The organism is Streptomyces sp. PCS3-D2 (assembly GCF_000612545.2).
Classification (GTDB): domain Bacteria; phylum Actinomycetota; class Actinomycetes; order Streptomycetales; family Streptomycetaceae; genus Streptomyces.
In genome coordinates this window covers 6,020,753-6,044,364 of the sequence record NZ_CP097800.1, presented here as the reverse complement: position 1 = coordinate 6,044,364, position 23,612 = coordinate 6,020,753, and the positions used below count along the sequence as shown (strand labels likewise).

Below are 23,612 nucleotides of genomic sequence, written 5' to 3'. Positions count from 1 at the left end.
GGAATGATGTTTCTTCGCTCGCATCTTCGAGACGGGGGGCGTGTGCCCGCATCAGTGCAGCCGTATTTTTTTCTCAGTTACGCGCATACACCGAGGTTCGGGGCCGGGGGGCCCGACCCCGACATGTGGGTGGAGCGCCTGTTCCGTGATCTCTGCAGCCATGTCATGGCGCTGACGGACCTGCCCGCCGGGGCCGAGGCCGGCTTCATGGACCGGGAGATACGCAGCGGCGAGGGCTGGTCGGAGCGGCTCGGGGCGGCGCTCGCCACCTGCCGGGTCTTCGTCCCGCTGTTCTCGCCGCGGTACTTCGCCAGTGAGATGTGCGGCAAGGAGTGGTACGCCTTCGCGCAGCGGGCGATCCACCAGGGGGCGCTGAGCAACCAGCCGGCCGAGGCCATCGTGCCCGCGCTGTGGGTGCCGGTCCCCCCCTCGCAACTGCCGGGCCCGGCCGAACGGTTGCAGTTCAACCACAACACCTTCGGCGAGCGCTATGTCACCGACGGGCTGTACGGGCTGATCAAACTGCGCGGGTACGCCGAGCAGTACGAGCGGGCGGTGTACGAGCTCGCCAAACGCATCGTCCGGGTCGCCGAGACGGTCCGGCTCGAACCCGTCCGCCCGCTGGACTACCGCGGGGTGCCGAGCGCCTTCGGCCCCACCGGCAGCAGCCCCGCCCGCACCCTCCACGTGACCGTGGCCGCGGCCTCCCGGCACGACCTGCCGGACGGGCGCAGCCCCGAGTACTACGGGGACAGCGCACTGGAGTGGAATCCGTACCATCCGGTGGCCCAGCGGCCCATCGCGTACGTCGCGGAGGACCTGGTCAAGAACCTCAACTACCAGACCAGCATCGGCTCCTTCGACGACGAGGCGGGGCACTACGACAGCAAGCAGCCGCCGACCCGGCCGGAGATCCTGATCGTCGACCGCTGGGTGGTGGAGGACGAGCACCGCCGCCAGCGCCTGGCCGCCTTCGACCAGGAGTCCCGCCCCTGGGTCAACGTGGTCGTGCCGTGGAACCGCTACGACCGCCAGAGCCGCGCGAAGGAGCTCGAACTGGCACGGCGGCTGGAGGAGACCCTGCCCGTCAAGATGGGACAGGGCCGCGCCGCCTGCCGGGCCGCCGCCAACGGGGTGGCCAACATGGAGACCCTCGGACAGATCCTGCCCCAGGTGGTCGAGGCCGCGGCGCAGCAGTTCCTCAGACACGCCCAGGTCTACCTGCCGGCCGGGAACACCCGCATCGAACGACCGCGGCTACTGGGGCCGATGGGGATGGACGGGCCTGCGTCCTCCCCGCCCAGGGCGCCCTTTCCGCCCGACGCGTTCGGCGGCCACAACGACGGCAACGACAGCAACGACACCGACCGGGGGGACGCGGATGACAGCGAGTCGTGACAGCAGCGAAGGCCGTGACGGGCGCATCGTCACCTTCTACTCGTACAAGGGCGGCACGGGCCGCACCATGGCGCTGGCCAACACCGCCTGGATCCTGGCGGCCAACGGCAAGCGGGTGCTGGCCGTGGACTGGGACCTGGAGGCCCCGGGCCTGCACCGCTTCTTCCACCCCTTCCTCGACCCCTCCACGCTCGGGGCCACCACCGGGGTGATCGACCTGATCAGCGAGTACGCGTGGGCCGCGACCAGTCCGGTGGCGCGTGCCGACGACTGGCACAAGGACTACGCGCGTATCCAGCCGCACGCGGTCTCGCTCACGCCGGAGATCCTGGGCTGGGAGTTCCCGGACGGCGGCACCCTGGACTTCGTCTCGGCGGGACGGCAGAACCGCGAGTACTCGGCGACGGTGTCCACCTTCGACTGGGACAACTTCTATGACCGGCTCGGCGGCGGCCTGTTCTTCGACGCCTTACGCGCCGACATGAAGCGGAACTACGACTACGTCCTGATCGACAGCCGTACCGGTCTGTCCGACATCGCGGACATCTGCACCGTTCACCTCCCGGACGTCCTGGTCGACTGCTTCACCCTGTCCGACCAGTCCATCGACGGCGCCGCGGCCGTGGCCCGCCAGATCGACGAGCGTTTCAACGACCGCGGCATCAAGATCTACCCGGTCCCGATGCGGATCGACGAGGGCGAGAAGGAGAAGGCGGACGCCGGCCGGGCGCTCGCCCGGCTCAAGTTCGACCGGTTCCCGGGCGGCCTGCTCGGGGACGAGCTGACGTCCTACTGGGGCGCGGTGGAAATCCCCTACCGGCCGTACTACGCCTACGAGGAGACGCTGGCCACCTTCGGCGACGAGGCCGGGCTGACCAACTCCCTGCTCTCGGCGTTCGAGCGGCTGACCGCCGTGGTCACCGACGGCGAGATCACCTCCATGCCCGCCATCGGCGAGGAGGTCCGCCTGCGCATCAGGGACGCCTTCACCCGGCGCCGCCCGGCGCTGCCGGCCGACCTGTTCCTGTCCTATGTCGCCGAGAACCGGATGTGGGCCGACTGGATCGAGTCGGTGCTCACCCGGGCGGGCTTCCGGGTGGTGCCCAAGGACGTCTCGGCCGAGCGGCCGCCGCCGTCGGGCGGCACAGGCTCCGCGGGGGACACCCTGGGCGGCGGCACGGGCATCAGCGTCGACACCGCCGCGCGCACGGTGGTGCTGCTCTCCACGGCCTACCTGAAGTCCGCCCGGGCCGTGGACGTGTGGGAGCGGGCGGCCGCCGAGGACCCGACCGGGGGCCGGCGCCAGCTGGTGCCCTTGAGGGTGGGCGACGTGCGGCTGTCCACGCCGTACATCGACCGCAACCCGGTGGACCTCTTCCGGCTCGACGAGGTGCACGCCACCGCCGCCCTGCTGCGCGCGGTGGAGCGGCCCATGGCCCTGCCGGACAGCGTGGCAGGCTCCTCGCACGCCGGGCCCCGCTTCCCGGGGACGGTTCCGAAGATCTGGAACGCTCCGCCCCGCAATCCCGGGTTCACCGGGCGCAGCATGGTGCTGGAGCGGATGCGCGACCAGCTCGGCGGCGGCATGGCCGTGGTGCTCCCGCAGCCGCAGACCCTGTTCGGCCTCGGCGGCGTCGGCAAGACCCAGGTGGCCCTGGAGTACGTGCACCGGTTCATGGCCGACTACGACCTGGTGTGGTGGATCTCCTCGGAGCAGACCGACGACGTGGTCGCCGCGCTCGCGGAGTTGGCCGTACGGCTGGGGGTGCAGACGGGCGAGGACATGGCGGCCGCCTCACAGGAGGCGATCGACCTGCTGCGGCGCGGGGTGCCCTCCTCCCGGTGGCTGCTGGTCTTCGACAACGCGGACGATCCGGAGGCCCTGAAGCGGTTCTTCCCGACGGGCGGTCCGGGGCACGTGCTGGTGACCTCCCGCAACCAGTCCTGGTCGCAGTACGGCGACGCGCTCCCGGTGGACGTGTTCCTGCGCGAGGAGTCCGTCGAGCACCTCCAGCGCCGGGCCCCCGGGCTCACCACGGACGACGCCGAGCAGGTGGCGATCGCGGTGGGCGACCTGCCGCTGGCGGTCGAGCAGGCGGGTGCCTGGATCGCGGAGACCGCAACCCCGGTGGCCGCGTACCTGGAGCAGCTGGCCCAGCAGGCGGCGAGCGTGCTGGCCCTCAACCAGCCGCCCGGATACCCGGAGCCGGTGGCCGCCACCTGGAACATCTCCATAGAGCGGCTCCAGTCCCGTTCGCCGGCCGCTGTGCGGCTGCTGCAGCTGTGTGCCTTCCTGGCGCCCGAGCCGATCTCGGCGAACCTGCTCTACAGCAAGGAGATGATCGACGCCCTCAAGCCGTACGACGCCTCGCTCCAGGAGAAGCTGGTGCTGGGCCGGGTGATCCGGGAGATCGGCCGGTTCGCGCTGGCCAAGGTCGACCAGGTCAGCAACAGCATCCAGGTGCACCGGCTGGTGCAGGCCGTGATCCGGTCGCAGATGCCGGAGGAGGAGCAGCGGGAGGCCCGGCACGCCGTCCACCGGATCCTGGCCGGTGCCCGGCCGGACGACGACGAGCCGATCGACAACCCGGAGACGTGGCCGCGGTTCAACACCATCTGGTCGCACCTCACCCCGTCCGAGGCCCGGTACTGCAAGGAACCGGAGACGCGCAGGCTGCTGATCGACCGGGTCCGCTACCTCTGGAAGCGCGGTGACTTCAAGGCCGCCTACCAGCTCGGCGAGGAGCTGCGCGAGGCCTGGAAGGAGATGCTGGGCAACGACGACCTTCAGTACCTGTACCTGCGTTTCCACCTGTCGAACATCCTGCGCTCGCAGGGCCGGTTCGTGGAGGCGAAGGAGCTGGACGAGATCACCCTGGAGCGGCAGAAGGCGGTCCTGGGCCCCTCGCACCCGCACACCTACATGACGACGAGCGGTCTGGCCAACACGCTGGGCGCGCTGGGCCAGTACGCGCAGGCCATGGAGCTGGCGACCGAGGCCCACGAGGGGTTCAGCCAGATCTTCCACGAGGCGCATCCGCGCACCCTGGCCGCCGCGAACAACCTGGCGCTGAACCTGCGGCTGGTGGGCCAGTACAGCAGGGCCCGCGAGATCGACCAGGAGGTGTACGACCTGCGCACGGAGGTGCTGGGCCCGGAGCACCCCTACACCCTGTCGTCCGCGCAGAACCTCGCCCGCGACCTGCGCGAGGTGGGCCGGTACGAGGACTCGGTGCAGCTGCTCAGCCGGACGTACGAGATCTACAAGCGGACGCTGGGGCGGGGCTTCCCCGGCACCCTGTCGGCGGCGAAGAACCTGGCGGTGTCGCTGCGCCGGGCCGGCCAGCTGGAGGACGCCCTGCGGCTCACCACGGCCACCCGGGCCCGCTACCGGGCCAAGTACACCTCGGTCAACCCGGACCTGCTCTCCTGCGAACTGAACCTGGCCTCGGACCTGTTCGCGACCGGCGACCCGGGCGGGGCGCGGGACCTGGCGCAGGAGGCGGTGGACGAGTACATGAAGGTCCCGGGCGAGCGGCACCCGTACACGCTCGCGGCCGTGAACAACCTGGCGGTCTTCCTCTGGGGCACCGGGGCGGCGGAGCAGGCGGAGGTGATGCTGCGGCAGACGATCCGGCTGATGCGGGAGGTGCTGGGCGCGGATCACCCGCACACCGCCTTCGCCACGATCAACCTGGCCAACGCCCGGGCCGACCAGGGCGACCCGGAGGGGGCCCTGGAGCTGGAGCGCCTCGCGGTGCCGCGGCTGCGCGAGGCGCTCGGTGCGCTCCACCCGGAGACCCTGGCGAGCAGTTCCAACATGGCGGTGAGCCTGGACTCGATGGGCCGCACGGAGGAAGCGGCCCGGGTGCGGACCGAGGCGGTGGTCGAACTGGCCAGGATGCTCGGCGAGGACCACAGCCTGACCCGGTACGCACGGGACGAGCGGCGGGTCCACCGGGACCTGGAGCCCCTCGCCGTGTGATCCGACGGCGGGCGACGGGGCCGGGGCCCTGTCGCCGGCCACCCGATTCGAGGGGGGCGTTGTGACCGACAGCATGACCTTTCGGAACGAGGACCTGCCGGCCCTCTTCCACCACACGGACCAGGCGGCGATCTCCCGGCAGCGGGAGTCCACGCAGGCCACGAGGAGCCAACTGCTGCTGCTCGTCGCGGCTGCGGGTGCCGCCGCGCTGCCGCCGGGGCCGGAGCTCGGCTCGCTGCACCTGTTCGCGCTGCTGAGCGTGCTCTGTTACGCGGGGGTGCTGGTCGTCGGCATGCGGGCGACCAGGCGCCGGGCCCGCCCGCAGTGGCAGCTCAACCGCAGCGCGGCGGAGTTCATCAAGTCGCTCGCCTGGCGGTACGCGGTCCACGGTGCGCCGTTCGGCAGTGACGTGGACGATCCGGGCGAGACCTACCGGACCCGTCTGGAGGCCGGGCTGGCCGAGCTGCGGAAGATGGGCTGGGAGGATCCGCGCACGGCCGGCGCGGTGCCGGAGGGCGCGGAGATCACCGGCGCGATGCACCGGCTGCGCGGCACGAACTACCACGTGCGGCGGGAGACGTACGTCCGGGACCGGCTGATCGAGCAGCGCAACTGGTATCGGCGGCGCACGGAGGTGTCCCGGCGGGCGACGGCCTTGTGGTCGTGGACGATCGTCCTCCTGACCTGTCTGGCGCTGCTGTTCGCCCTGATGAGGGCGTTCGGCTCGGGTCCGGGGGCGGGTCTGACGGGGCTGCTGAGCACGGCGGCGGCAGCCGGCATCGCCTGGAACGAGGTGCGCCGCCACCACCCGCTGATCGAGGCGCACACGCTGATCGAGCAGGACCTCGCGGCGATGATGGTGGTGATGCAGACGACCATCACCGAGTCCCAGTGGCCCTCGTCGGTGTACGAGACCGAGCGGTACGTCTCGCCGCAGCACACGGACTGGCTGGCCCGGCACAGCAGTTGAGGTACCGGTGGTGGGAGGGGGTGGCTCAGTCCCGGGTCACGCCCTCGCACCACAGGACGGTGACCGGCTTGCCGAGGGCCCGGGCGTAGGCCACGATCTCGGCGGTGCCGCCGTGGCCGCGGGCGGGCCGGCCGTCCCAGACGGCGACGAGCCGGTCGCAGGAGTCGGCGATGTAGGTGCCCGCGGCGTAGTAGGCCTCGTCCGTGGAGCGTGCGAAGTCCATCCGGATCTCCTGGGTGGCCCGGAGCCTGAGCCGCCGGTAGCGGTCGAGCGCTTCGGCGCCGTCGAAGCCCTCCTCGTAGTCCTCGCTGGGGATCACCACGGTGAGGTCGGCGCCGCATTCGAGCGCGATGGCCGCGAAGAGCTGGTCCGCTCCGTCGGCGAGGCTGGAGAGGGCCTCCAGCGGCCCTTCGTGGCCGCCCAGTACGGTCCGCAGGCCGCTCTCCACATGGCCGAGCACCGCGTCCGGGATGGACCGGTGCCCGGTCACGCCAATGCGTTTCATGCAGGAACCTGCTTCCCCCGGGGACACGGCCGCCCTGGACATCCTCTCAGAAGGCGGGAGGACGTCCAGGGTGCCGACAGGGGCGCGCGGGGCATCGGTCAGTAGACGCTGACCCCGTAGGCGTTGAGCGCTTCGACCACGGGCTGGAAGAAGGTCGTACCGCCGGAGGAGCAGTTGCCGCTGCCGCCGGAGGTGAGGCCGACGGCGCGGGTGCCCGAGTAGAGCGGGCCGCCGCTGTCGCCGGGCTCGGCGCACACGTTGGTGCGGATCATGCCGTACACGATGTCGCCGCCGCCGTAGTTGACGGTGGCGTTGAGGCCGGTCACCCGGCCGCTGTGGATGCCGGTGGTGGAGCCGCGCCGGGTCACGGACATGTTGACCGTGGCGTTGACCGCGCTGGTGATGTCCTGGCTGCCGACGGTCCCGGGCGGTGTGGGCGTGTTGCTGGCGTACTTGATGAGGCCGTAGTCGTTGTTCGGGAAGCTCGACCCGGTCGTGGAGCCGAGGACGTTCGTGCGGGCGGAGTTGGTCCACCAGGTGCCCGCGCCGTCGGTGCAGTGCCCGGCGGTCAGGGCGTAGTAGGTGCTTCCCCTGCGGACGTTGAAGCCGAGCGAGCAGCGCCAGCTGTTGGCGTAGATGGCGTCCCCGCCCGAGGCGAGCTTGGTGAGTTTGCCCGGGATGCGCTCGATGCGCAGGGCTCCGGCCTCGGTTCCGGCCTCACGCTTGATTCTCGCGAGGGCGGCGGCGGAGACGGTGGAGTCGGCGGAGACCACGAGGGTGCCGGTGGCGGGGTCGGCGTGCCAGGCGGTGCCCGCTACGTCGGCCCGCAGGACGGAGGCGCCGGCCGTGGCGAGCCGGTCGGCGCTGAATCCTCCGTCTTTCGGGGCCGCGTTCGCCGCGTTGGGAGCGGCGAGCGCTGCGGCGGCGGCCAGGCCGGTGGCCACCGCGAGCAGCCTGTTGCGGGTGGTGCGCTTGATCCTCACTTTTCGTCCTCCTGGAGAGGGTCGGGGGCCCGACGGTCGTGGGGGTGCCGGAGCCCGTGAGGCGCAGCCGGGGGCACGGCGGGCGCATGGACTCTGGCCGTGCCCCTGACAAGCGCTGTCGGGAGTGTCCTGTCGTCGGATACCGGTCGCAAGAGCGGGTTTCGGCCTCCCCGCGCCGCCTCTCACCGTGCGGGGCTGCGTGTTCCGGTGGGCGGTGCGAGGGGCGGGGGAAGGAGTGCGCGACGGCGCGGTCGGGTGGCGCGGCGGGATCCGGTCCGGCCGCCTCCGCACCGGCGCCCCGCGCCCCGGATATGCCGGCCCGCGGGCGGCCCGCGGGGTGACGGCCGCACCGGCACGGGACGCCGCTGGCGGCCCGCAGCACCACCCCGGCGCCCGCCGGGCGGCCGAGCGGCTCTCCGCGGGAACCGCGCGAGCACCCCCCGGAGTACGCCGCCGGGACGGTGCGGTCGCTCGCGGACGACCGGGAACGTCCCGGCCGCGGGGTCGCGGGTACGTTCCGGAAGGGCTCGGCACCGCCGGTGACGAGGACGAAGGCACCCGCCGCCCAACGCTTTTCGTGCCGGCCGGCGGCCGCCCGGAGGGGCGCGGACGGAAGCCGGAACCGTGCCGGCGGAACGGACCCGGCGGCCGGGACGGACCCGTCCGCGGCGGGCGCACCGCCGCGCGGCGCGCGGTCCGCGGCGGGGGTGGCGGTCCGGGGCGCGGCGCCGGCGCGGACACTGCGGGAACCCCTGCGCCCGGCGCCGCCGGCCATCCCGGGCGCGGGCCCCGCGGCGTCGGACGTCGTGCGGCCTCCCCGGGTCGGCGAGGCGGTGGGCCGCCCGCCCGCCGGGCCCACGCGGTACGCCGGGAGACACGGCGGGGCACGGTGCCCGGTGCCGCGGGGGCCGGGGCCCGGGCAGCGGCCCGAGGAGGGGTCTCGTGGGGCCGGAACGGCCGGAATTCGACCTTCCGGGTATCCGTTGGCGGGGCGGAGGCCACCCGGCGCGAGGAGGTCGCGCCGGACGGGTGCGGTGCCCTCCGTCACGGCACCGCGCCCGCGCCGCATCCGCCCGGCCGCGTGCGGATCGTCTGCGTCATCGCTCATCCCGCTCAGCCCTTCCACGCCCGCCCGGACGGGAATCCCGGCATACGCCGTCCGGGCGCGTGCAGCTGACGCGAATTCAGGGACTCGGCGGACTCAGTCGCAACAGCAGCCGCAGTTGCAGTCGCAGCAGCCGCCGTCGCCACCACCGGAGCCTCCTCCGGAACCCCCGGCCCCCGAGGAGTTCGGCCCGCAGCAGTCACAGCACTCGCAGAAGTCGCACCACGGGTCCCGCTTCTTGCGCGACCAGGGGCCCTCGTGCTCGGTGCAGCAGATCTGACAGGTGCAGAAGAGCCCGATGGCCACCGCACAGCCGGCCAGCAGGCCGCGGCGCGGGCGCTGCGGCTGCCGGCTCCCGCCGCCGAGACCGCCGAACCCGTCACCCCCGCCGCCGAACCCGTCGCCGCCGAACCCGCCACCCGACTCGCCGCCGGACCTCGCGGGCGGCGGGCCGCCCGGCGCCTGTGGGGTGTTCACCCCGCGGGAGCCCGCGCCGTAGGGGTTGCCGCCGTAGGGGTTGCCGCCGTTCCCGCCGTCGTACGGGTTCGCGCCGTACGGGTTCGCGCCGTACGGGTTCGGGCCCTGCCCGGCCGAGGCGGTGGCGGTGTGGCCGCAGCTCATGGTTCCGAAGGCCCGGTCCACCGAGGTGCGCAGCTCGTGCACCAGCAGCTGGTGGGCGAGCCCCGCGTCGGCGAACTCGACCTCGCCCAGTGCCAGCCTGATGCCGTGCAGGGCGTCGTCGCAGAGCCGGCGGGCCTCGGCGAGCGGGGTCCCCGTGGCGGTCAGCGGGTTCCACGCGCCCGCCTGCGCGTCGGAGACCCGGTCCTCCACCGCGTCCAGCAGGTGGGCGAGCCGCCCGAAGTACCGGCCCGCCTCCGCCAGCGCCGGGGCGTTGCCCGGCCGGCCGGCCAGCTGCGCGGTGTACGCGAAGGCGGCGGCCGTCGCGGTCTCCGTCGGCTCGGTCACGACGAGCACCGGGGTGCCGGGGCCGGCCAGGGTCTCGATGCCCGCCTGCCGGTCGACGGCGTCCACGAGCACCGCGGTGTCGAAGCCGAGCGAGGCACCGGTGCGCGCACCGGCCCGGTCCCAGCCGCGGGCCACCTTGCGCGCGGCGGCGGCGATCGGGGCGCGGGCCAACAGCCCGTCCCGGTCGGCCACGTGGTCGCGCACCTTGGCGGAGGCCAGGACCAGCGAGACGGCGGCCGCGAGCCGGGCGCCCTCGCCGTTGGCCACCGCGGCGGTGCGCATCCCGCGCAGCGGGCAGGGGCCCGCGGTGCGCCGGTTGCCGGGTGCCGGACCGGACTGAGCCTCCGTCAAAACAGAGATGAGCAACCCGTCATAGTTCGTGACGATCCGGGCGAACTGCCCGTGATCTCCCCGAAGTGCCAGGCACAGCCCGCACAGATGGGCCATCCACTCCGCTCTGAACCGCTCTCCCAGCCGGTGCGTGCACGGTCTGACTATGCCGAACAAGCTGCTTCCCCCGTGTGTCGTACGCGTGCCTGGCGGGCATCGTATCGACCCGCGTTTCACCCGTACGCCCCCGCGGCCCACCCGTACGGCGGCGGCGGTCTTATTTTCACTCAGTCAGCAGCGGTAGCCACCAGGATCCTTGACCGTGCAACGGGTGTTCTGCACCAGTACCGTCACGAAACCCCTGCGCGGCGACTATCCACTTGGCGCGTTGTCAGCATCATGGACGAGCATAGGGGCAGCGGAGAGAAAGACAGACTGACCGCGGTGAAAGGAGGCAGTCCATGGGTTCGGTGCGCAAGGCGAGTGCCTGGCTGGGTCTCGTGGAGGACAGCGACGACGAGCGCTACTACGACGACGACTACGCGGAGGCCGCCCACGGTTCCGTCGCGGGCCCCGGTGACCAGTGGGTGACCGACCCCCGCGTCAAGGTGGCCTCCGAGTCGGCCGTGGAGCACGGCCGCCGGATCGCGACCGTCACCCCGGACGGGTTCCGGGACGCGCGCGGCATCGGCGAGCTGTTCCGCGACGGGGTCCCGGTCATCGTCAACCTGTCGTCGATGGACCCGACCGACGCGAAGCGCGTCGTCGACTTCGCGGCCGGACTGACCTTCGGTCTGCGCGGTTCCATCGAGCGGGTGGCGACCAGGGTCTTCCTGCTGACCCCGGCCGACACCCAGATCGTGAGCGGCGAGCCCGGCGGCCGCTCGCGCGACTTCTTCAACCAGAGCTGAGCGGGGCTCTCACCGGAAGGCGTCCAGACCGGTGAGCGCCTTGCCCAGCACCAGCTGGTGCATCTCGACGGTGCCCTCGTAGGTGAGGACCGATTCGAGGTTGGTGGCGTGCCGCATGACGGGGTATTCGAGCGAGATCCCGTTGGCGCCGAGAATGGTCCGCGCGGTGCGGCAGATCTCGATGGCCTCGCGGACGTTGTTGAGCTTGCCGAAGCTGATCTGCTCCGGCCGCAGGGTGCCCGCGTCCATCCGCCGACCCAGGTGGTGGGCGAGCAGGATGCCCTTGTGGAGTTCGAGCGCCATGTCCGCCAGCTTGGCCTGGGTGAGTTGGAAGCCGCCGATCGGCCTGCCGAACTGCTCCCTCGTCCTGGCGTAGTCGAGCGCGGCCTCGAAACTGGCCCGCGCCGCACCCATGGACCCCCAGACGATCCCGTACCGCGCGTGGCTGAGACAGCCCAGCGGCCCCTTGAGCCCGGTGACGAGCGGCAGCACGGCGTCGGCGGGCAGCCGTACCTCGTCCATGACCAGCTCGCTGGTGACGCTGGCCCGCAGCGACCACTTGTGCTTGATCTCCGGCGCGGAGAAGCCGGGGGTGTCGGTGGGCACCGCGAAGCCGCGGATCCCGTCGTCGGTCTGCGCCCACACCACGGCCACCGCCGCGACGGAGCCGTTGGTGATCCACATCTTGCGGCCGTTCAGCACCCAGTCCGTGCCGTCGCGCTTGGCGTAGGTGCGCATCGCGGCCGGGTCCGACCCCACGTCGGGCTCGGTCAGCCCGAAGCAGCCGATCAGCTCGCCGGCCGCCATGCCGGGCAGCCAGCGCTGCTTCTGCTCCTCGGAGCCGTACTTCCAGATCGCGTACATGGCCAGCGACCCCTGCACGGAGACCAGCGAGCGGATGCCGGAGTCGGCCGCCTCCAGCTCCAGGCAGGCCAGGCCGTACTGCACGGCGCTGGCACCGGCGCACCCGTACCCCTCCAGGGACATCCCGAGCGCCCCGATGGCGCCGAGCTCGCGGGCCAGCTCGCGGATCGCGGGCAGCTCCCCGCTCTCGTACCACTGGGCGACGTACGGCAGCACGCGGTCGGCCGCCCAGCTGCGGACGGTGTCCCGGACGGCGAGGTCCTCGGGCCCGAGGAGCTCGTCGAGCCCGAGCGGATCGGTGGGTACGAAGGACACGGGGCCTCCCGGCGGCCTGAGCGGAACCAGCGGCGCACGGGTGTGCGCCCACCTGACGCTATGGGGCTGCGGCGGGCAAATCCAGCCCCGCTTTCCGGCGCCGGCCGGCCCGCGCCCTCGCAGCCCCGTCGGAGTTCGGGCGGGGGGGCCGCCCGGGGCCGACACCCCGGCGGCCGCGCCGCACCGGTGGGCGGGGCGGTCCCGTCAGCCCGCCTGCTCGACCGGGGCCGGCCGCGCCTGCGCCTCGCCCTTCGCCTGGGCGGGCAGCCGCACCGGCTCGCCCTCCCCGGTCTCCTCGGCCGCTCCGCACTCCATCGCCCTCGGCAGCTTCAGCGCCATCACGGCCCCCGCGAACAGCAGCGCCGCACTCACCAGCAGCGTGACGTGCAGCCCGTGTACGAAGGAGTGCCGCGCCGCCGCGTACAGGGCGGCTCCCGCCGGACCGCCGAGGCCCGAGGCGATCTGGTAGGCCTCGCCCAGCGAGTTCGCGGCGCCCGCCGAGTCCGCGGCCGAGACCCCCGGCACCGAGGCCAGTCCGGGCCGGTACGCCGCGTTCATCACGCTGCCCAGCAGCGCGATGCCGATGCCCGCGCCCAACTGGTAGGAGGTCTCGCCGATCGAGGCCGCCCCGCCCGCGGTCTCGGCCGGGGCCTCGCTCAGCATCGATTCGTAGGCGGCGAAGAGCGTGGTCTGCAGTCCGAAGCCCAGCAGGACGAAGCCGGCGGTCAACAGCACCGGCCGGTCCTGCTGGCCCATCAGCGTCAGCAGCAGCACGGCGCAGCCCGTCAGCACGAAGCCGAGCGACACCATGGTGCGCGGCCCGACCCGAGCCAGGGTGTAGGAGCCGGTGGCGCCGGCGGCCATGGCCGCGAAGGTCAGCGGTAGCAGACGCAGGCCGGTCTCCAGCGGGCTGAGGTGCAGCACCAGCTGGAGGTACTGGACGGCGATCAGCTCAAGGCCCACCAGCGCGAGCATGGCGAGCACGATGCAGGCCACCGAGGTGGAGAAGGCGGCCCGGGAGAACATCCGCATGTCGATCAGCGGGTGCTCGCGCCGCTTCTGGCGCCGTACGAACAGCACGAGCAGCACCGCGCCGAGCAGCAGCGGGACCAGCGCCTCCGCGTCGAGCAGGTGCCGCTCCGCGCCGAGCCGTTTGATCCCGAGCACCGCGCCGAGCACTCCGGCGGCGGCCATCAGCGCGCCGAGCACGTCCCACGGTCCGTCCGCGCCGCCGCGCGATTCCGGCAGCAGCCAGCGGCCGAGGGGCAGGATCAGGGCCATCAGCGGGATGTTGATGAGGAAGACCGAGCCCCACCAGAAGTGCTCGACGAGGAAGCCGCCCAGGACCGGCCCACTGGCCGCGCCGACCGCGGCGACGGCGGTCCAGATGCCGATGGCCAGAGCCCGCTCACGCCGGTCGGGGAAGACCTGGCGCAGGATCGACAGGGTGGCCGGCATGATCATCGCGCCGCCGATGCCGAGCAGGGCGCGCGCGGCGATGAGGACCGGGGCGTTGTCGGCCAGAGCCGCCGTCGCGGAGGCCGCACCGAAGAGCCCGTAGCCGAGCAGGAGGATGCGGCGGCGGCCCACCCGGTCCCCGAGGGTGCCGAAGAGGATCAGCAGCGAGGCGCAGACCAGCGGGTAGGCGTCGACGATCCAGAGCAGCTCGATCGGGCCGGGCCTCAGGTCCTCCGTGACGGACGGAACCGCGACGTGCAGGATCGTCGCGTCGAGCGCGACGAGGACCAGGCTGACGCAGAGAACGGCCAGGACGACCCAGCGGTTGGCACCGCCGGAGGCCGCTCCCAGCCGCCGCCAGGGCGAAGGGGTCCCGGCCGTGGCCGCGTTCGTCCCCGCCATGCATGTACCTCCCAGGTGATCCCCCGCGCTCGGTGGACCAGCGTCTGGCGGAGCCGCGGGGGGCGGTGCGCTGTGCGGCATCCAACGGGGTCCGGCATCGACACGCGAGTGAACGGTCAGCGTACGCGAGTTCGTGTGCCCGATACGTGGCCAAGCTCTCATAGCGGCAGCGCCCCCCATGTGGCGTGCGCCACTCCCCCACCCGAAGCCCTCCCCCGCGTACACGCCCGCTCACGGTCCGTGGTTCTCGGCGTCGACCCAGGTCGGACGCCACCGATAATCATGCCCGTGGAAGATCTTGGATTTCGCCGGGCCGCGCCCGCGCTCGCCGTCTTCGCGGCGGTCCGGCTGCTCGGACTGGCCGTGCTCACGGTGTGGAGCGCGGTGGCGGGCAGCAGCCCGCACACGCTGCTGTCCGCCCGGTGGGACTCGCTCTGGTACGCCCGCATCGCCGCCGAGGGGTACGGCTACGAGATCGCCCTGCCCAACGGCGACGTCCACTCCAACCTCGCGTTCTTCCCGCTGCTGCCATGGCTGGAGCGGGCGGTGTCGGCGGCGACGGGGCTCTCCCACGGCTCGGCGGGCCTGGTGGTGTCGGTGGTCGCGGGGTTCGCCGCGGCGTGGGGGATCTTTGCGGTGGCCGACCTGCTCCACGGCCGCCGCACCGGGGTGTTCGCGGTCGCCGCCTGGGCGGCACTGCCCGTCGGCATCGTGCAGTCGATGGCCTACAGCGAGTCGCTGTTCACCGCGCTCGCCGCATGGGCGCTGTACGGGTCCCTGCGCGGCCGGTGGCTGACGGCGGGCCTGCTCGCCGCCGGGGCCGGTCTCACCCGCCCGGTCGGCGCGGCGGTCGTGGCGGCGATCTGGGTGGCCGTCGCACTGGCCCGGCGGCGGGGGGAGCGGTCGTGGCGGATGGCACTCGGGGCGCTGACGGCTCCGGCCGGCGCGGCCGGGTACGTCCTGTGGGTGGGCGCGCGCACCGGGGACGGCCCGCTCGGGTACCTGGACGTGCAGGCCGGCTGGGGCAACGGCTTCGACGGCGGCTGGGCGTTCGCCCGCTTCGTCGGTGCGAAGCTGGCCTCCGCCGCCTTCCCGGCCGGGCTGGGGCTGATCGCCGGGGTCGTGCTGGTGCTGTGGCTGTACGCGGCGTGCGTGCGGCAGCGGCAGCCGGTGCCGCTGCTGGTGTACTGCGGGATCGTCGTGGCGCTGGCGTTGTGCGCGTCGGGGTACTTCGGTTCGAAGCCGCGGCTGCTGCTGCCGGCCTTCCCGCTGATGCTGGTGCCTGCGGTGGCACTCGCCCGGTGGCGGACCCGGCGGGCCGTGCTGGTGCTCGGCGCGGCCGCCCTCGGCTCGGCGGTGTACGGAGCGTTCTGGCTGAACGGCTCGGGCCCCCCGTAGGCCCCCGGCCGACCGCCGGAGCGGACGCTTCCGGCGGCCCGCGGGCACGGTAATCGACCTGCGGCAATAAAGCCCGAATAAGCGGCCCAAACAATTACCCGACGCCGGATCGAGAAGCATCCAACCCCTGGCGGAATAACGGGAATTAGAGCCCGCGTGAGACCAACTCCACATCACATGGTCATCACAAAGCCCGAGATTCGCCCGGGCCGACCATCCCCGCGCGGTAACGTCGATTGAGTGCGTACCGATCAAATCCTGACCCGTCTGGAGCGGGTCTTCGCCCGGCTGGACCGGGAACCAGAGCGACCGGCTCATCTGCAGACTCCGCAGATGAGCCGGCACCGCGTCGTGCTCCTGGGATCGACCCTCGCGTTCTACCTCGCCATCGTCGTGGCCGTGCTGACCACGTCCTGGCTGGTCCGCCTGGACTGGCAGATCATGTTCTTCCGGCCCTACGAGCAGTGGCCGCAGCTGCACGCCTTCCTCGACTACCTGGTCGTACTGGGCCAGCGCGGACCCACCGCGGTCATGGTCGCCGCCTGGCTCGGCTGGCGCTCCTGGCGGCAGCACACCCTGCGCCCGCTGATCACCCTCGGCGTCGCGCTGCTGCTGCTCAACGTCACCGTCGGGTCCGTGAAACTGGGCCTCGGGCGGCTCGGCCCGCACTACGCCACGGAGATCGGCTCGGCCGAACTCTTCGCGGGCGGCGATATATTCCCTTCCGGCCACACCGCCAACGCCGTCGTGACCTGGGGAATCCTGGCCTATCTGGCGTCCACCGTGGTCACCCGGCGGGTGCTGTCCGTGGTGTCCGCGGTCGTCTCGCTCAGCGTGGGCGCCACCACCGTGTACCTCGGCACGCACTGGGTCAGCGACGTCCTGCTGGGCTGGTCCGCAGGTCTTCTGATCCTGCTGGCCCTGCCCTGGTTCGAGCCGCTCATCGCGCGGACCGAGGCCTACGTCTTCGACCTGCGCGAGCTCCTGCGCCGCCGGGCCGAGACCGGGCGGATGCCCGCACCCGTGGTCTCCGCGCTCACCCCGCTGCTCTCCGCGGGCGGCAAGTGGCAGCTCAAGCCCGCCACCGGGGCCGTCGTCGAGCCGGCGGCGACCACCGCGTCCGGCGGGGCCGGGACCGCGGGACACTCCCCGGCGCACCGTCCTGCCGTACACCCGGTCAACCGACCGCACCTGATCCGTTCCGAGCGGACCCCGGCCACCCCGGCCGGCAGCCGCCGCCCCGCGCATCCCGCACACACCGAGCGGACCGGATCGCGGGGCACCGCGGCCCGTCCGGTCGCCGGCGGCTGACCGCCCAGGACGGGGATGGTACGCACCGGCCGCCCCCACGGCGCGAAGGCGGGCCGGGTCATCGACCCGGCCCGCCTTCGGCGTTCGTCAGCGCCGCGCCCGGACGTTCGTCCATCCCGGGTCACGCTTGTGTCACAGAATATCTACAGTCGCCCATTGTTTACCGCACCGCGACACGCCCGGGCCGCAGACGTATTCGAATTCCCCCCGAGAACCACGGAATTCCCTTACCACATTTCCACGCACCCCTTGGTCCGAAGCTACTGAATCCCCCTCAGCTCCGCTGCATTCCCGTCACTTCTCCGGCCGCCACGGCCCTGCCCAGGAGATCTCTGAGCTCCCTCATCCGGTCCGTGAGGGCGGGCGGCTCGACCACTTCGAACTCACAACCGAGCAGCATGATGTGAATCACCAGAACGTCCAGGTTCACGGCCCCCGTGCGCAGCAGACAGGCATGCGCGTCGATCGGTTCCAGGACGCCGTCGCTCGGCGTGACGATCCGCGCCGCCTCCTGCTGCGATACGTTCAGCCGCACCACCGCGCGGGCCGGGTAGACCCGCTGCGAGACGCCGTGGGAGACATACGCGGCGAGGTCCTCGGCCGGTGGCGGGCGCGGGGTGAACCGCGGCCCGTGGGGCGGTCTGGGCTCGATCCGGTCCGCGCGGAAGGTCCGCCATGCTTCGCGGTCGAGGTCCCAGGCGACCAGGTACCAGCGACGCTCGGTGCAGACGAGCCGGTGCGGTTCGACGGTGCGGCGGCTGACGCTCCCCTCATGGTCCCGGTAGCCGAAGCGGAGGCGCTCGGCGTCCCGGCAGACCGAGGCCAGTTCGGTCAGCACCGAGGCGTCCACGGTCGAGTGCTGGGCCCCGCGCAGCATCGGCACGGTGAACTCGTTGAGCGCGGACACCCTGCGGCGCAGCCGCGACGGCAGGACCTGCTCCAGCTTCGCCAGGGCTCGCACCGAGGACTCCCCGATGCCTTCGACCCCGTTGCCCGCAGCGGTCCGCAGGCCGACCGCGACGGCCACGGCTTCGTCGTCGTCCAGCAACAGCGGCGGCAGTTCGGCGCCGGCCCCCAGCTGGTAGCCGCCGCCGGTCCCGGGAGTCGCGTTCACCGGATACCCGAGCTCCCTGAGCCGGTCCACGTCGCGCCGGACCGTCCGGGCGGTGACGCCGAGGCGGTCGGCGAGGTCGGCGCCGGTCCATGCGCGGTGGGCCTGGAGCAGGGAGAGCAGACGCAGCAGCCGTGCGGAGGTCTCGAGCATGCCCCGAGTCTGCCAGTGGGTGCCGCGGCGCTCAGCCGTGAGTGGGTGAAGGCCTCGGCCCCACTGGAGCGGGGATGCCGTCGGCCGAGGGCGGAACTGCCGGCTCCGGCTTCTGGTCCGGCTTCGGATCCGGCTTCGGATCCGGCTTCGGATCCGGCAGGTGCAGCAGCATGCCCACGGCGATCGACTCCGGCTTCGGTCCGACCGTCTCCCGGTTGGCCTCGTACAGCGCCTGCCAGCCGCCCTTCACCCGTCGCTCGCGGGCGATCGTGGTGAGCGTGTCCCCGCTCCGCACGGTGTGCATCCGCCCCGCGAGCCCGTACCGCTTCGAGCAGACCGGCCACGCGTTCCACCCCTGCGCGGCGAGGACCTCCTGTGCCACCCGGATCTGTTGGACGCGGTCCGCCAGGTCGGCGCGCGGCGCGAAGGCCAGGCCGCCGTACTCCTCCCAGGTCGGCTGCCAGAACTGCAGCCCGCCGTAGAAGCCGTTGCCCGTGTTGACCGCCCACCGCCCGCCGCTCTCGCAGTCGGCCACGCAGTCCCAGGGCCATTCCCCGCCCGGTCCGCAGTCCCCGGGCCCGCTCCCGATCACGCCCGGCGAGCCCGGGTGCGCGGCCCCGGCCGGGCCCGGCGCGGGCGGTGGCGGTGCCGCTTCCGCCGCCCCCGGGGGCGGTACGAACGCGAGCACGACGGCGGCTGCGGCGGCGCGGGCGGCCCGGGGGATCCGGAGGCTGGGCATCGGGTCACGCTACGCAGCCCTCCGCGGTACCCGGGACCGCCACGCGGCGGGTCACGCCGCCCCACCCGGTCGGCCGACCGCTCGATCCCCCCGAAACGGCCACACCCGGCCATCAACTGCACACAACCAGGCAACAGTTGACACAGAACCGAAGCCCTGGTCGCACGGTTCACCCTTCCGGGCGTCCGGTTCGAATCCGTTCCCTCAAATGGCGTGACCCCGGCTGCCGCTCCTGCGTTGTGCCCGGCGAGCCGGGAGCCTCCCGGACCCGCACCTATGCCGAGGAGCCACCCCGTGCCGCGCATGCTCGACGTCAGTGATGAGGTACGTGCCGAGATCGGCGACGAAGAAGCCGACAGGCTGCTCGTCGGCGACGACGCGCCGCGCAGTTACGACTGCACCTCCTGCCGCACTCCGGGCGACCCCGAGAACGAGCGCACCAGCACGGTGCTGTTCGTCGGTGAGGAGACCGCCGTCCTCGCCTTCGCCCACGCCACCTGCATCCCCTCGCAGGTCGTATCCGTTTCCGAGGAACAGCTCCAGGGCGCGGTCCGCAGCATCACCGGTGACAGCCCGGCCGCCGCGTCGGACACGGGCGCGCCCGCGCCGCAGAACGTACCCGGCGGACAGGCCGTCCTCGGCATCACCAGCGGCCTCGTGCTGATCGGCGGCGAGCTGCACCCGGCCCTGGTCGTCGAGCCGACCGCGCCGATCGCCCGCCCGGGCAGTGACGGCCCCGGCGACGACTTCCTGCCGCTCCTGATCGAGCAGGGCTTCATCCCGGTGACCGACACGGACGAGCTGCCGACCCTCCTCAGCGGCTGGTCGGTCCTGCTCGCGGCCGGGCAGCTGCACGCCGTGCTCCAGCCGGGCGCCGAGGGCGGCGGCCCGGTCGCCTGGTGGCAGGCGCACCAGGCGCTGTCGGTCACCGACGGCTGGCGGACCGCCGTCCAGAAGACCCAGCGCGTGCTCATCTACGCCGCGCCGGTCGGCTCCATCGGCCAGCAGCCCCGCGAGGACCTGCTGCGGGACGCCCTGGACAAGGCGGCCGCGGCGGGCAAGCTCGTGGCCGCCGCGATGCCGCTGGCGGGGACGCCCGGCGCCTGATCCCCGGCCGAACCGGTGGACGACCGCCCGGCCCCCAGTGTGGGGGCCGGGCGGCCCTGCGCCGGGGGTGTGCGGTCCGTCCCGCGCACCCCCGGCGATCTGTGTTTCCGGCCTCTTCACCCCGCATCCGCAGCGCGCCGGTTTCGTTGGCTGATACGTGCATCCATACGACTCCTCCCGCGCCCCGTCCTATCCGAGCACCGTCCCCGCCATGCGTCCCGCACGGGATCGGGACAGCTCGCCGGCCGTCTCGCACACCCCGATCTACGACACGCTGTACTCGGAGTACCTGCGCGCCTTCCGGGCCCTGCCGGGCGACCGTACGGGTGAGGAGGACCTCGGGTTCACGGCCTTCTCGTACGGGGGCGGCCACACCGGCGGCACGTACGGCAGCGGCTGGAGCGCCTCACCGTGGCAGCGGTCCGAATGGCAGCCCTTCCACGGCTCGCAGGCGCCGTCGCAGCCCCAGACCCAGCCCGCCTACTCGTACGCGGGCGGCCTCGGATACGCGGACGGGCGGCAGCACCAGACCGGGATGACACACCTCCCGGCGGCCCTGCCGCCCGCTCCGCGCCGGGGCTACTGACCCCGGACCGCGGCTACTTCTTCTTCTTGTACTGGGCGCCGCGCTTCTCGCGCACCCGCACCGAGATGTGGATCGGGGTGCCCTCGAAGCCGAACTCCTCGCGCAGGCGGCGCTCGATGAAGCGCCGGTAGCCGTGCTCCAGGAAGCCGGAGGCGAAGAGGACGAACCGCGGCGGCTTGCTCCCCGCCTGGGTACCGAACAGGATGCGGGGCTGCTTGCCGCCGCGGATCGGGTGCGGGTGGGCGGCGACGACCTCACCGAGGAAGGCGTTCAGCCGACCGGTGGGCACGCGCGTCTCCCAGCCCGCGAGGGCGGTCTCGATCGCCGGGACCAGCTTCTCCATGTGCCGCCCGGTGAGCGCCGAGACGTTGACCCGCGGCGCCCAGGAGACCTGCTGCATCTCGGTCTCGATCTCGCGCTCGAGGTAGTAGCGGCGCTCCTCGTCGAGCTCGTCCCACTTGTTGTAGGCGATGACGATCGCACGGCCGGCCTCGACGGCCATGGTGATGATGCGCTGGTCCTGGACGCTGATGGTCTCGGTGGTGTCGATCAGGATGACCGCCACCTCCGCCTTCTCGACGGCCGCGGCGGTGCGCAGCGAGGCGTAGTAGTCGGCGCCCTGCTGGAGGTGGACCTTCTTGCGGATGCCGGCGGTGTCGACGAACTTCCAGGTGACGCCGCCGAGCTCGATCAGTTCGTCGACCGGGTCGCGAGTGGTGCCGGCCAGCTCGTTGACGACGACCCGGTTCTCCTTCGCGACCTTGTTGAGCAGCGAAGACTTGCCGACGTTGGGGCGGCCGATCAGCGCGATGCGGCGCGGGCCGCCGGGGGCGACGCCGCCGAAGGTCTGCTCGGGGGCCTCGGGCAGGACGTCGAGGACGGCGTCCAGCATGTCGCCGGTGCCGCGGCCGTGCAGCGAGGAGACCGGGTGCGGCATGCCCAGGCCCAGCGACCACAGCGAGGCGGCGTCGGATTCGCCGCTCTGTCCGTCGACCTTGTTGGCGCACAGGACGACCGGCTTCTTGGCCTTGCGGAGCAGCTTGACGACGGCCTCGTCGCTGTCGGTGGCGCCGACCTTGGCGTCCACGACGAAGACGACCGCATCGGCGGACTCGATGGCGTACTCGGCCTGGGCGGCGACGGCGGCGTCGATGCCGAGGACGTCCTGCTCCCAGCCGCCGGTGTCGACGACCTTGAAGCGCCGGCCGGCCCACTCGGCCTCGTAGGTGACGCGGTCGCGGGTGACGCCCGGCTTGTCCTCGACGACCGCCTCGCGGCGGCCGATGATGCGGTTCACCAGGGTCGACTTGCCGACGTTGGGGCGGCCCACGACGGCGAGGACGGGCAGCGGGCCGTGACCCGCCTCCCCGATGGCGCCTTCGACCTCTTCGAGGTCGAAGCCCTCTTCCGCGGCGAGCTCCATGAACTCCGCGTACTCGGCATCGCCAAGCGCTCCGTGGTCGTGCTGGTCGTTCATGAAGTCCGTTCCTCGTCGTTCGTGGTGATCGGTGGTGCCCGCGCAGCGCGGTTCCACTACTAGGTCAAGTCTCGCTCAGCGCCCGGTCAGGCGCTTGGCGTCGGCCAGGTGGGCGGTCAGCCGGTCCTGGATGCGTACGGTGGCCTGGTCCAGTGCGGTGCGGGTACGGCGGCCACTGCCGTCCCCGGCGTCGAAGGCCGAGCCGAAGACGACGTCGACCCGGCTCTTGAAGGGCGGCAGCCCGGAGATCAGGCGGCCGCGGTCCTCGGCGCTGCCGAGAACCGCGACGGGCACGATGGGCGCGCCGCTGCGGACCGCGAAGTACGCGAGTCCCGCGCGCAGCGAGGCGAAGTCGCCCTCGCCCCGGGTGCCCTCGGGAAATATCCCGAGGGCCCCGCCCTGGTCGAGCACGGCGAGGGCGCGGCCTATCGCCGCCCGGTCGGCGCCGGAGCGGTCGACCTTGACCTGCCCGATGCCGTCCAGGAAGGGGCCGAGCGGGCCCACGTACGCTTCCTTCTTGATCAGGAAGTGCAGGGGGCGGGGCGCGGTGCCCATCACCATGGGGCCGTCGATGTTGTGCGTGTGGTTCACGGCGAGGATGACGGGACCCGAGGCGGGCACCTTCCAGGCGCCCAGCACGCGCGGCTTCCACAGCCCGTACATGAGGCCGATTCCGATGCGCCTGCCGACCGCCGCACCCTTGAGGGAGGGCGCTCGGCTCACTTGCGGCCCGCCCGCTTCTCTTCCACGAGCGTCACGACGCACTCGATCACCTGGTCGAGCGTGAGCTCGGTGGTGTCGACCTCGACGGCGTCGCCGGCCTTGGCCAGCGGGGAGGTCTTGCGACCGGAGTCCGCGGCGTCGCGCTTGATCAGCGCCGCCTTGGTGGCCGCGAGGTCGGCGGCCTCCTTGCCTCGGAGTTCTCCGCTGCGCCGGGCGGCCCGCGCCTCGGCGGACGCCGTCAGGAAGATCTTCAGGTCGGCGTCGGGCAGGACCGTGGTGCCGATGTCCCGGCCCTCGACGACGATCCCGTCCGCGTCGCGGGCGGCCTCGGCGGCGATGGACCGCTGGAGCTCGGTGATGAGCGTGCGCACCTCGGGGACCGCGCTGACCGCGCTGACCCGGGAGGTGACCTCCTGGGTCCGGATGGGACCGGCGGCGTCCAGGCCGTCCACCGTGATGGTGGGGGCGGCCGGGTCGGTGCCGGACACGATGGAGGGCTTGCCGGCGGCGACCGCCACGGCCTGCGCGTCGTCGGTGTCGACCCCGTTGGAGATCATCCACCAGGTGATGGCCCGGTACTGGGCACCGGTGTCCAGGTAGCGCAGCCCGAGCTTGGCGGCCACGGCCTTGGAGGTGCTGGACTTGCCCGTGCCGGAGGGACCGTCGATGGCGACGATCACGGCGGACGGAGCTGCGGTTTCCACGGTGCGGGCACCTTCCTGGTTGCGCGTGCGTGTCAGGGCGCGGCAAAGCGCCCCTCTGCAAGGTTACCGGGCCCCAGGGTGTGTCGTGCCGGTCAGTCCGGGCTCACCCGC

At 72.7% G+C, this 23,612-nt stretch carries 18 protein-coding genes; 8 read left to right on the top strand and 10 right to left on the bottom strand.

The window, feature by feature from the left end; all coding sequences use genetic code 11:
• The first annotated feature begins 6 nt into the window (after positions 1-6).
• From AW27_RS27020 to AW27_RS27010, 3 genes are all read left to right on the top strand, one after another.
• The gene (locus AW27_RS27020) at positions 7-1,398 is read left to right on the top strand and encodes a TIR-like protein FxsC (protein ID WP_157840305.1); all 1,392 of its coding nucleotides are present in this window, start codon (positions 7-9) and stop codon (positions 1,396-1,398) included.
• Complete coding sequence (gene fxsT, locus AW27_RS27015; RefSeq protein ID WP_106967651.1) at positions 1,382-5,383, top strand: FxSxx-COOH system tetratricopeptide repeat protein; 4,002 nt, start codon at positions 1,382-1,384, stop codon at positions 5,381-5,383. Before AW27_RS27020 ends, fxsT begins: the two co-directional genes overlap by 17 nt.
• 73 nt (positions 5,384-5,456) lie before the next feature.
• Positions 5,457-6,353 (top strand): DUF4231 domain-containing protein, encoded by an 897-nt coding sequence (locus AW27_RS27010; protein WP_037926408.1) that lies wholly within the window; start codon positions 5,457-5,459, stop codon positions 6,351-6,353.
• Between the two features lie 25 nt (positions 6,354-6,378).
• Here AW27_RS27010 and AW27_RS27005 read toward each other — a convergent pair whose 3' ends face one another.
• The 3 genes from AW27_RS27005 to AW27_RS26995 form a co-directional block, all read right to left on the bottom strand.
• Positions 6,379-6,858 (bottom strand): hypothetical protein, encoded by a 480-nt coding sequence (locus AW27_RS27005; protein WP_037925660.1) that lies wholly within the window; start codon positions 6,856-6,858, stop codon positions 6,379-6,381.
• Positions 6,859-6,956: 98 nt separating this feature from the next.
• Positions 6,957-7,841: a S1 family peptidase gene (locus tag AW27_RS27000; RefSeq protein ID WP_037925658.1), complete on the bottom strand. Its 885-nt coding sequence runs from the start codon at positions 7,839-7,841 to the stop codon at positions 6,957-6,959.
• Positions 7,842-9,042: 1,201 nt separating this feature from the next.
• Positions 9,043-10,419 carry a DUF5685 family protein gene (locus AW27_RS26995; RefSeq protein ID WP_037925656.1) on the bottom strand — a complete coding sequence of 459 codons (1,377 nt, stop codon included), beginning with the start codon at positions 10,417-10,419 and terminating at the stop codon, positions 9,043-9,045.
• 284 nt (positions 10,420-10,703) lie between these two features.
• Here AW27_RS26995 and AW27_RS26990 point away from each other — a divergent pair, with 284 nt between their 5' ends.
• On the top strand, positions 10,704-11,153 hold the full coding sequence (locus tag AW27_RS26990) for a cell division protein SepF (RefSeq protein WP_030030440.1): 450 nt from the start codon (positions 10,704-10,706) through the stop codon (positions 11,151-11,153).
• 9 nt (positions 11,154-11,162) lie between these two features.
• Here AW27_RS26990 and AW27_RS26985 read toward each other — a convergent pair whose 3' ends face one another.
• Both AW27_RS26985 and AW27_RS26980 read right to left on the bottom strand, forming a co-directional pair.
• Complete coding sequence (locus AW27_RS26985) at positions 11,163-12,332, bottom strand: acyl-CoA dehydrogenase family protein (RefSeq protein WP_037925655.1); 1,170 nt, start codon at positions 12,330-12,332, stop codon at positions 11,163-11,165.
• A gap of 204 nt (positions 12,333-12,536) precedes the next feature.
• On the bottom strand, positions 12,537-14,192 hold the full coding sequence (locus AW27_RS26980; RefSeq protein WP_052031145.1) for an MFS transporter: 1,656 nt from the start codon (positions 14,190-14,192) through the stop codon (positions 12,537-12,539).
• A 282-nt stretch (positions 14,193-14,474) separates the two neighbouring features.
• Here AW27_RS26980 and AW27_RS26975 point away from each other — a divergent pair, with 282 nt between their 5' ends.
• Together AW27_RS26975 and AW27_RS26970 are read left to right on the top strand one after the other, a co-directional pair.
• The gene (locus AW27_RS26975) at positions 14,475-15,590 is read left to right on the top strand and encodes a glycosyltransferase family 39 protein (protein ID WP_052031144.1); all 1,116 of its coding nucleotides are present in this window, start codon (positions 14,475-14,477) and stop codon (positions 15,588-15,590) included.
• Positions 15,591-15,830: 240 nt separating this feature from the next.
• Complete coding sequence (locus AW27_RS26970; RefSeq protein WP_037925654.1) at positions 15,831-16,901, top strand: phosphatase PAP2 family protein; 1,071 nt, start codon at positions 15,831-15,833, stop codon at positions 16,899-16,901.
• A 274-nt stretch (positions 16,902-17,175) separates the two neighbouring features.
• Here AW27_RS26970 and AW27_RS26965 read toward each other — a convergent pair whose 3' ends face one another.
• Positions 17,176-18,165 (bottom strand): helix-turn-helix transcriptional regulator, encoded by a 990-nt coding sequence (locus tag AW27_RS26965; protein ID WP_037925653.1) that lies wholly within the window; start codon positions 18,163-18,165, stop codon positions 17,176-17,178.
• Between the two features lie 31 nt (positions 18,166-18,196).
• Positions 18,197-18,904, bottom strand: a complete 708-nt coding sequence (locus tag AW27_RS26960; protein ID WP_078556844.1) for a LysM peptidoglycan-binding domain-containing protein — start codon at positions 18,902-18,904, stop codon at positions 18,197-18,199.
• Positions 18,905-19,198: 294 nt separating this feature from the next.
• On the opposite strand from AW27_RS26960, the gene AW27_RS26955 reads away from it, so the two are divergent.
• A complete protein-coding gene (locus AW27_RS26955; protein ID WP_037925652.1) occupies positions 19,199-20,011 on the top strand; it encodes a hypothetical protein in 813 nt (270 codons plus the stop codon).
• Between the two features lie 211 nt (positions 20,012-20,222).
• On the top strand, positions 20,223-20,597 hold the full coding sequence (locus AW27_RS26950) for a hypothetical protein (protein ID WP_063890635.1): 375 nt from the start codon (positions 20,223-20,225) through the stop codon (positions 20,595-20,597).
• 13 nt (positions 20,598-20,610) lie between these two features.
• Here AW27_RS26950 and der read toward each other — a convergent pair whose 3' ends face one another.
• The 3 genes from der to cmk form a co-directional block, all read right to left on the bottom strand.
• Positions 20,611-22,074, bottom strand: coding sequence for a ribosome biogenesis GTPase Der (gene der, locus AW27_RS26945; RefSeq protein ID WP_037925650.1), 1,464 nt, complete (start codon positions 22,072-22,074; stop codon positions 20,611-20,613).
• 75 nt (positions 22,075-22,149) lie between these two features.
• Positions 22,150-22,839, bottom strand: coding sequence for a lysophospholipid acyltransferase family protein (locus tag AW27_RS26940; RefSeq protein WP_078556842.1), 690 nt, complete (start codon positions 22,837-22,839; stop codon positions 22,150-22,152).
• Positions 22,794-23,501 (bottom strand): (d)CMP kinase, encoded by a 708-nt coding sequence (gene cmk / locus AW27_RS26935; protein ID WP_037925648.1) that lies wholly within the window; start codon positions 23,499-23,501, stop codon positions 22,794-22,796. The genes AW27_RS26940 and cmk overlap by 46 nt, the downstream gene beginning before the upstream one ends.
• Positions 23,502-23,612: the final 111 nt, after the last annotated feature.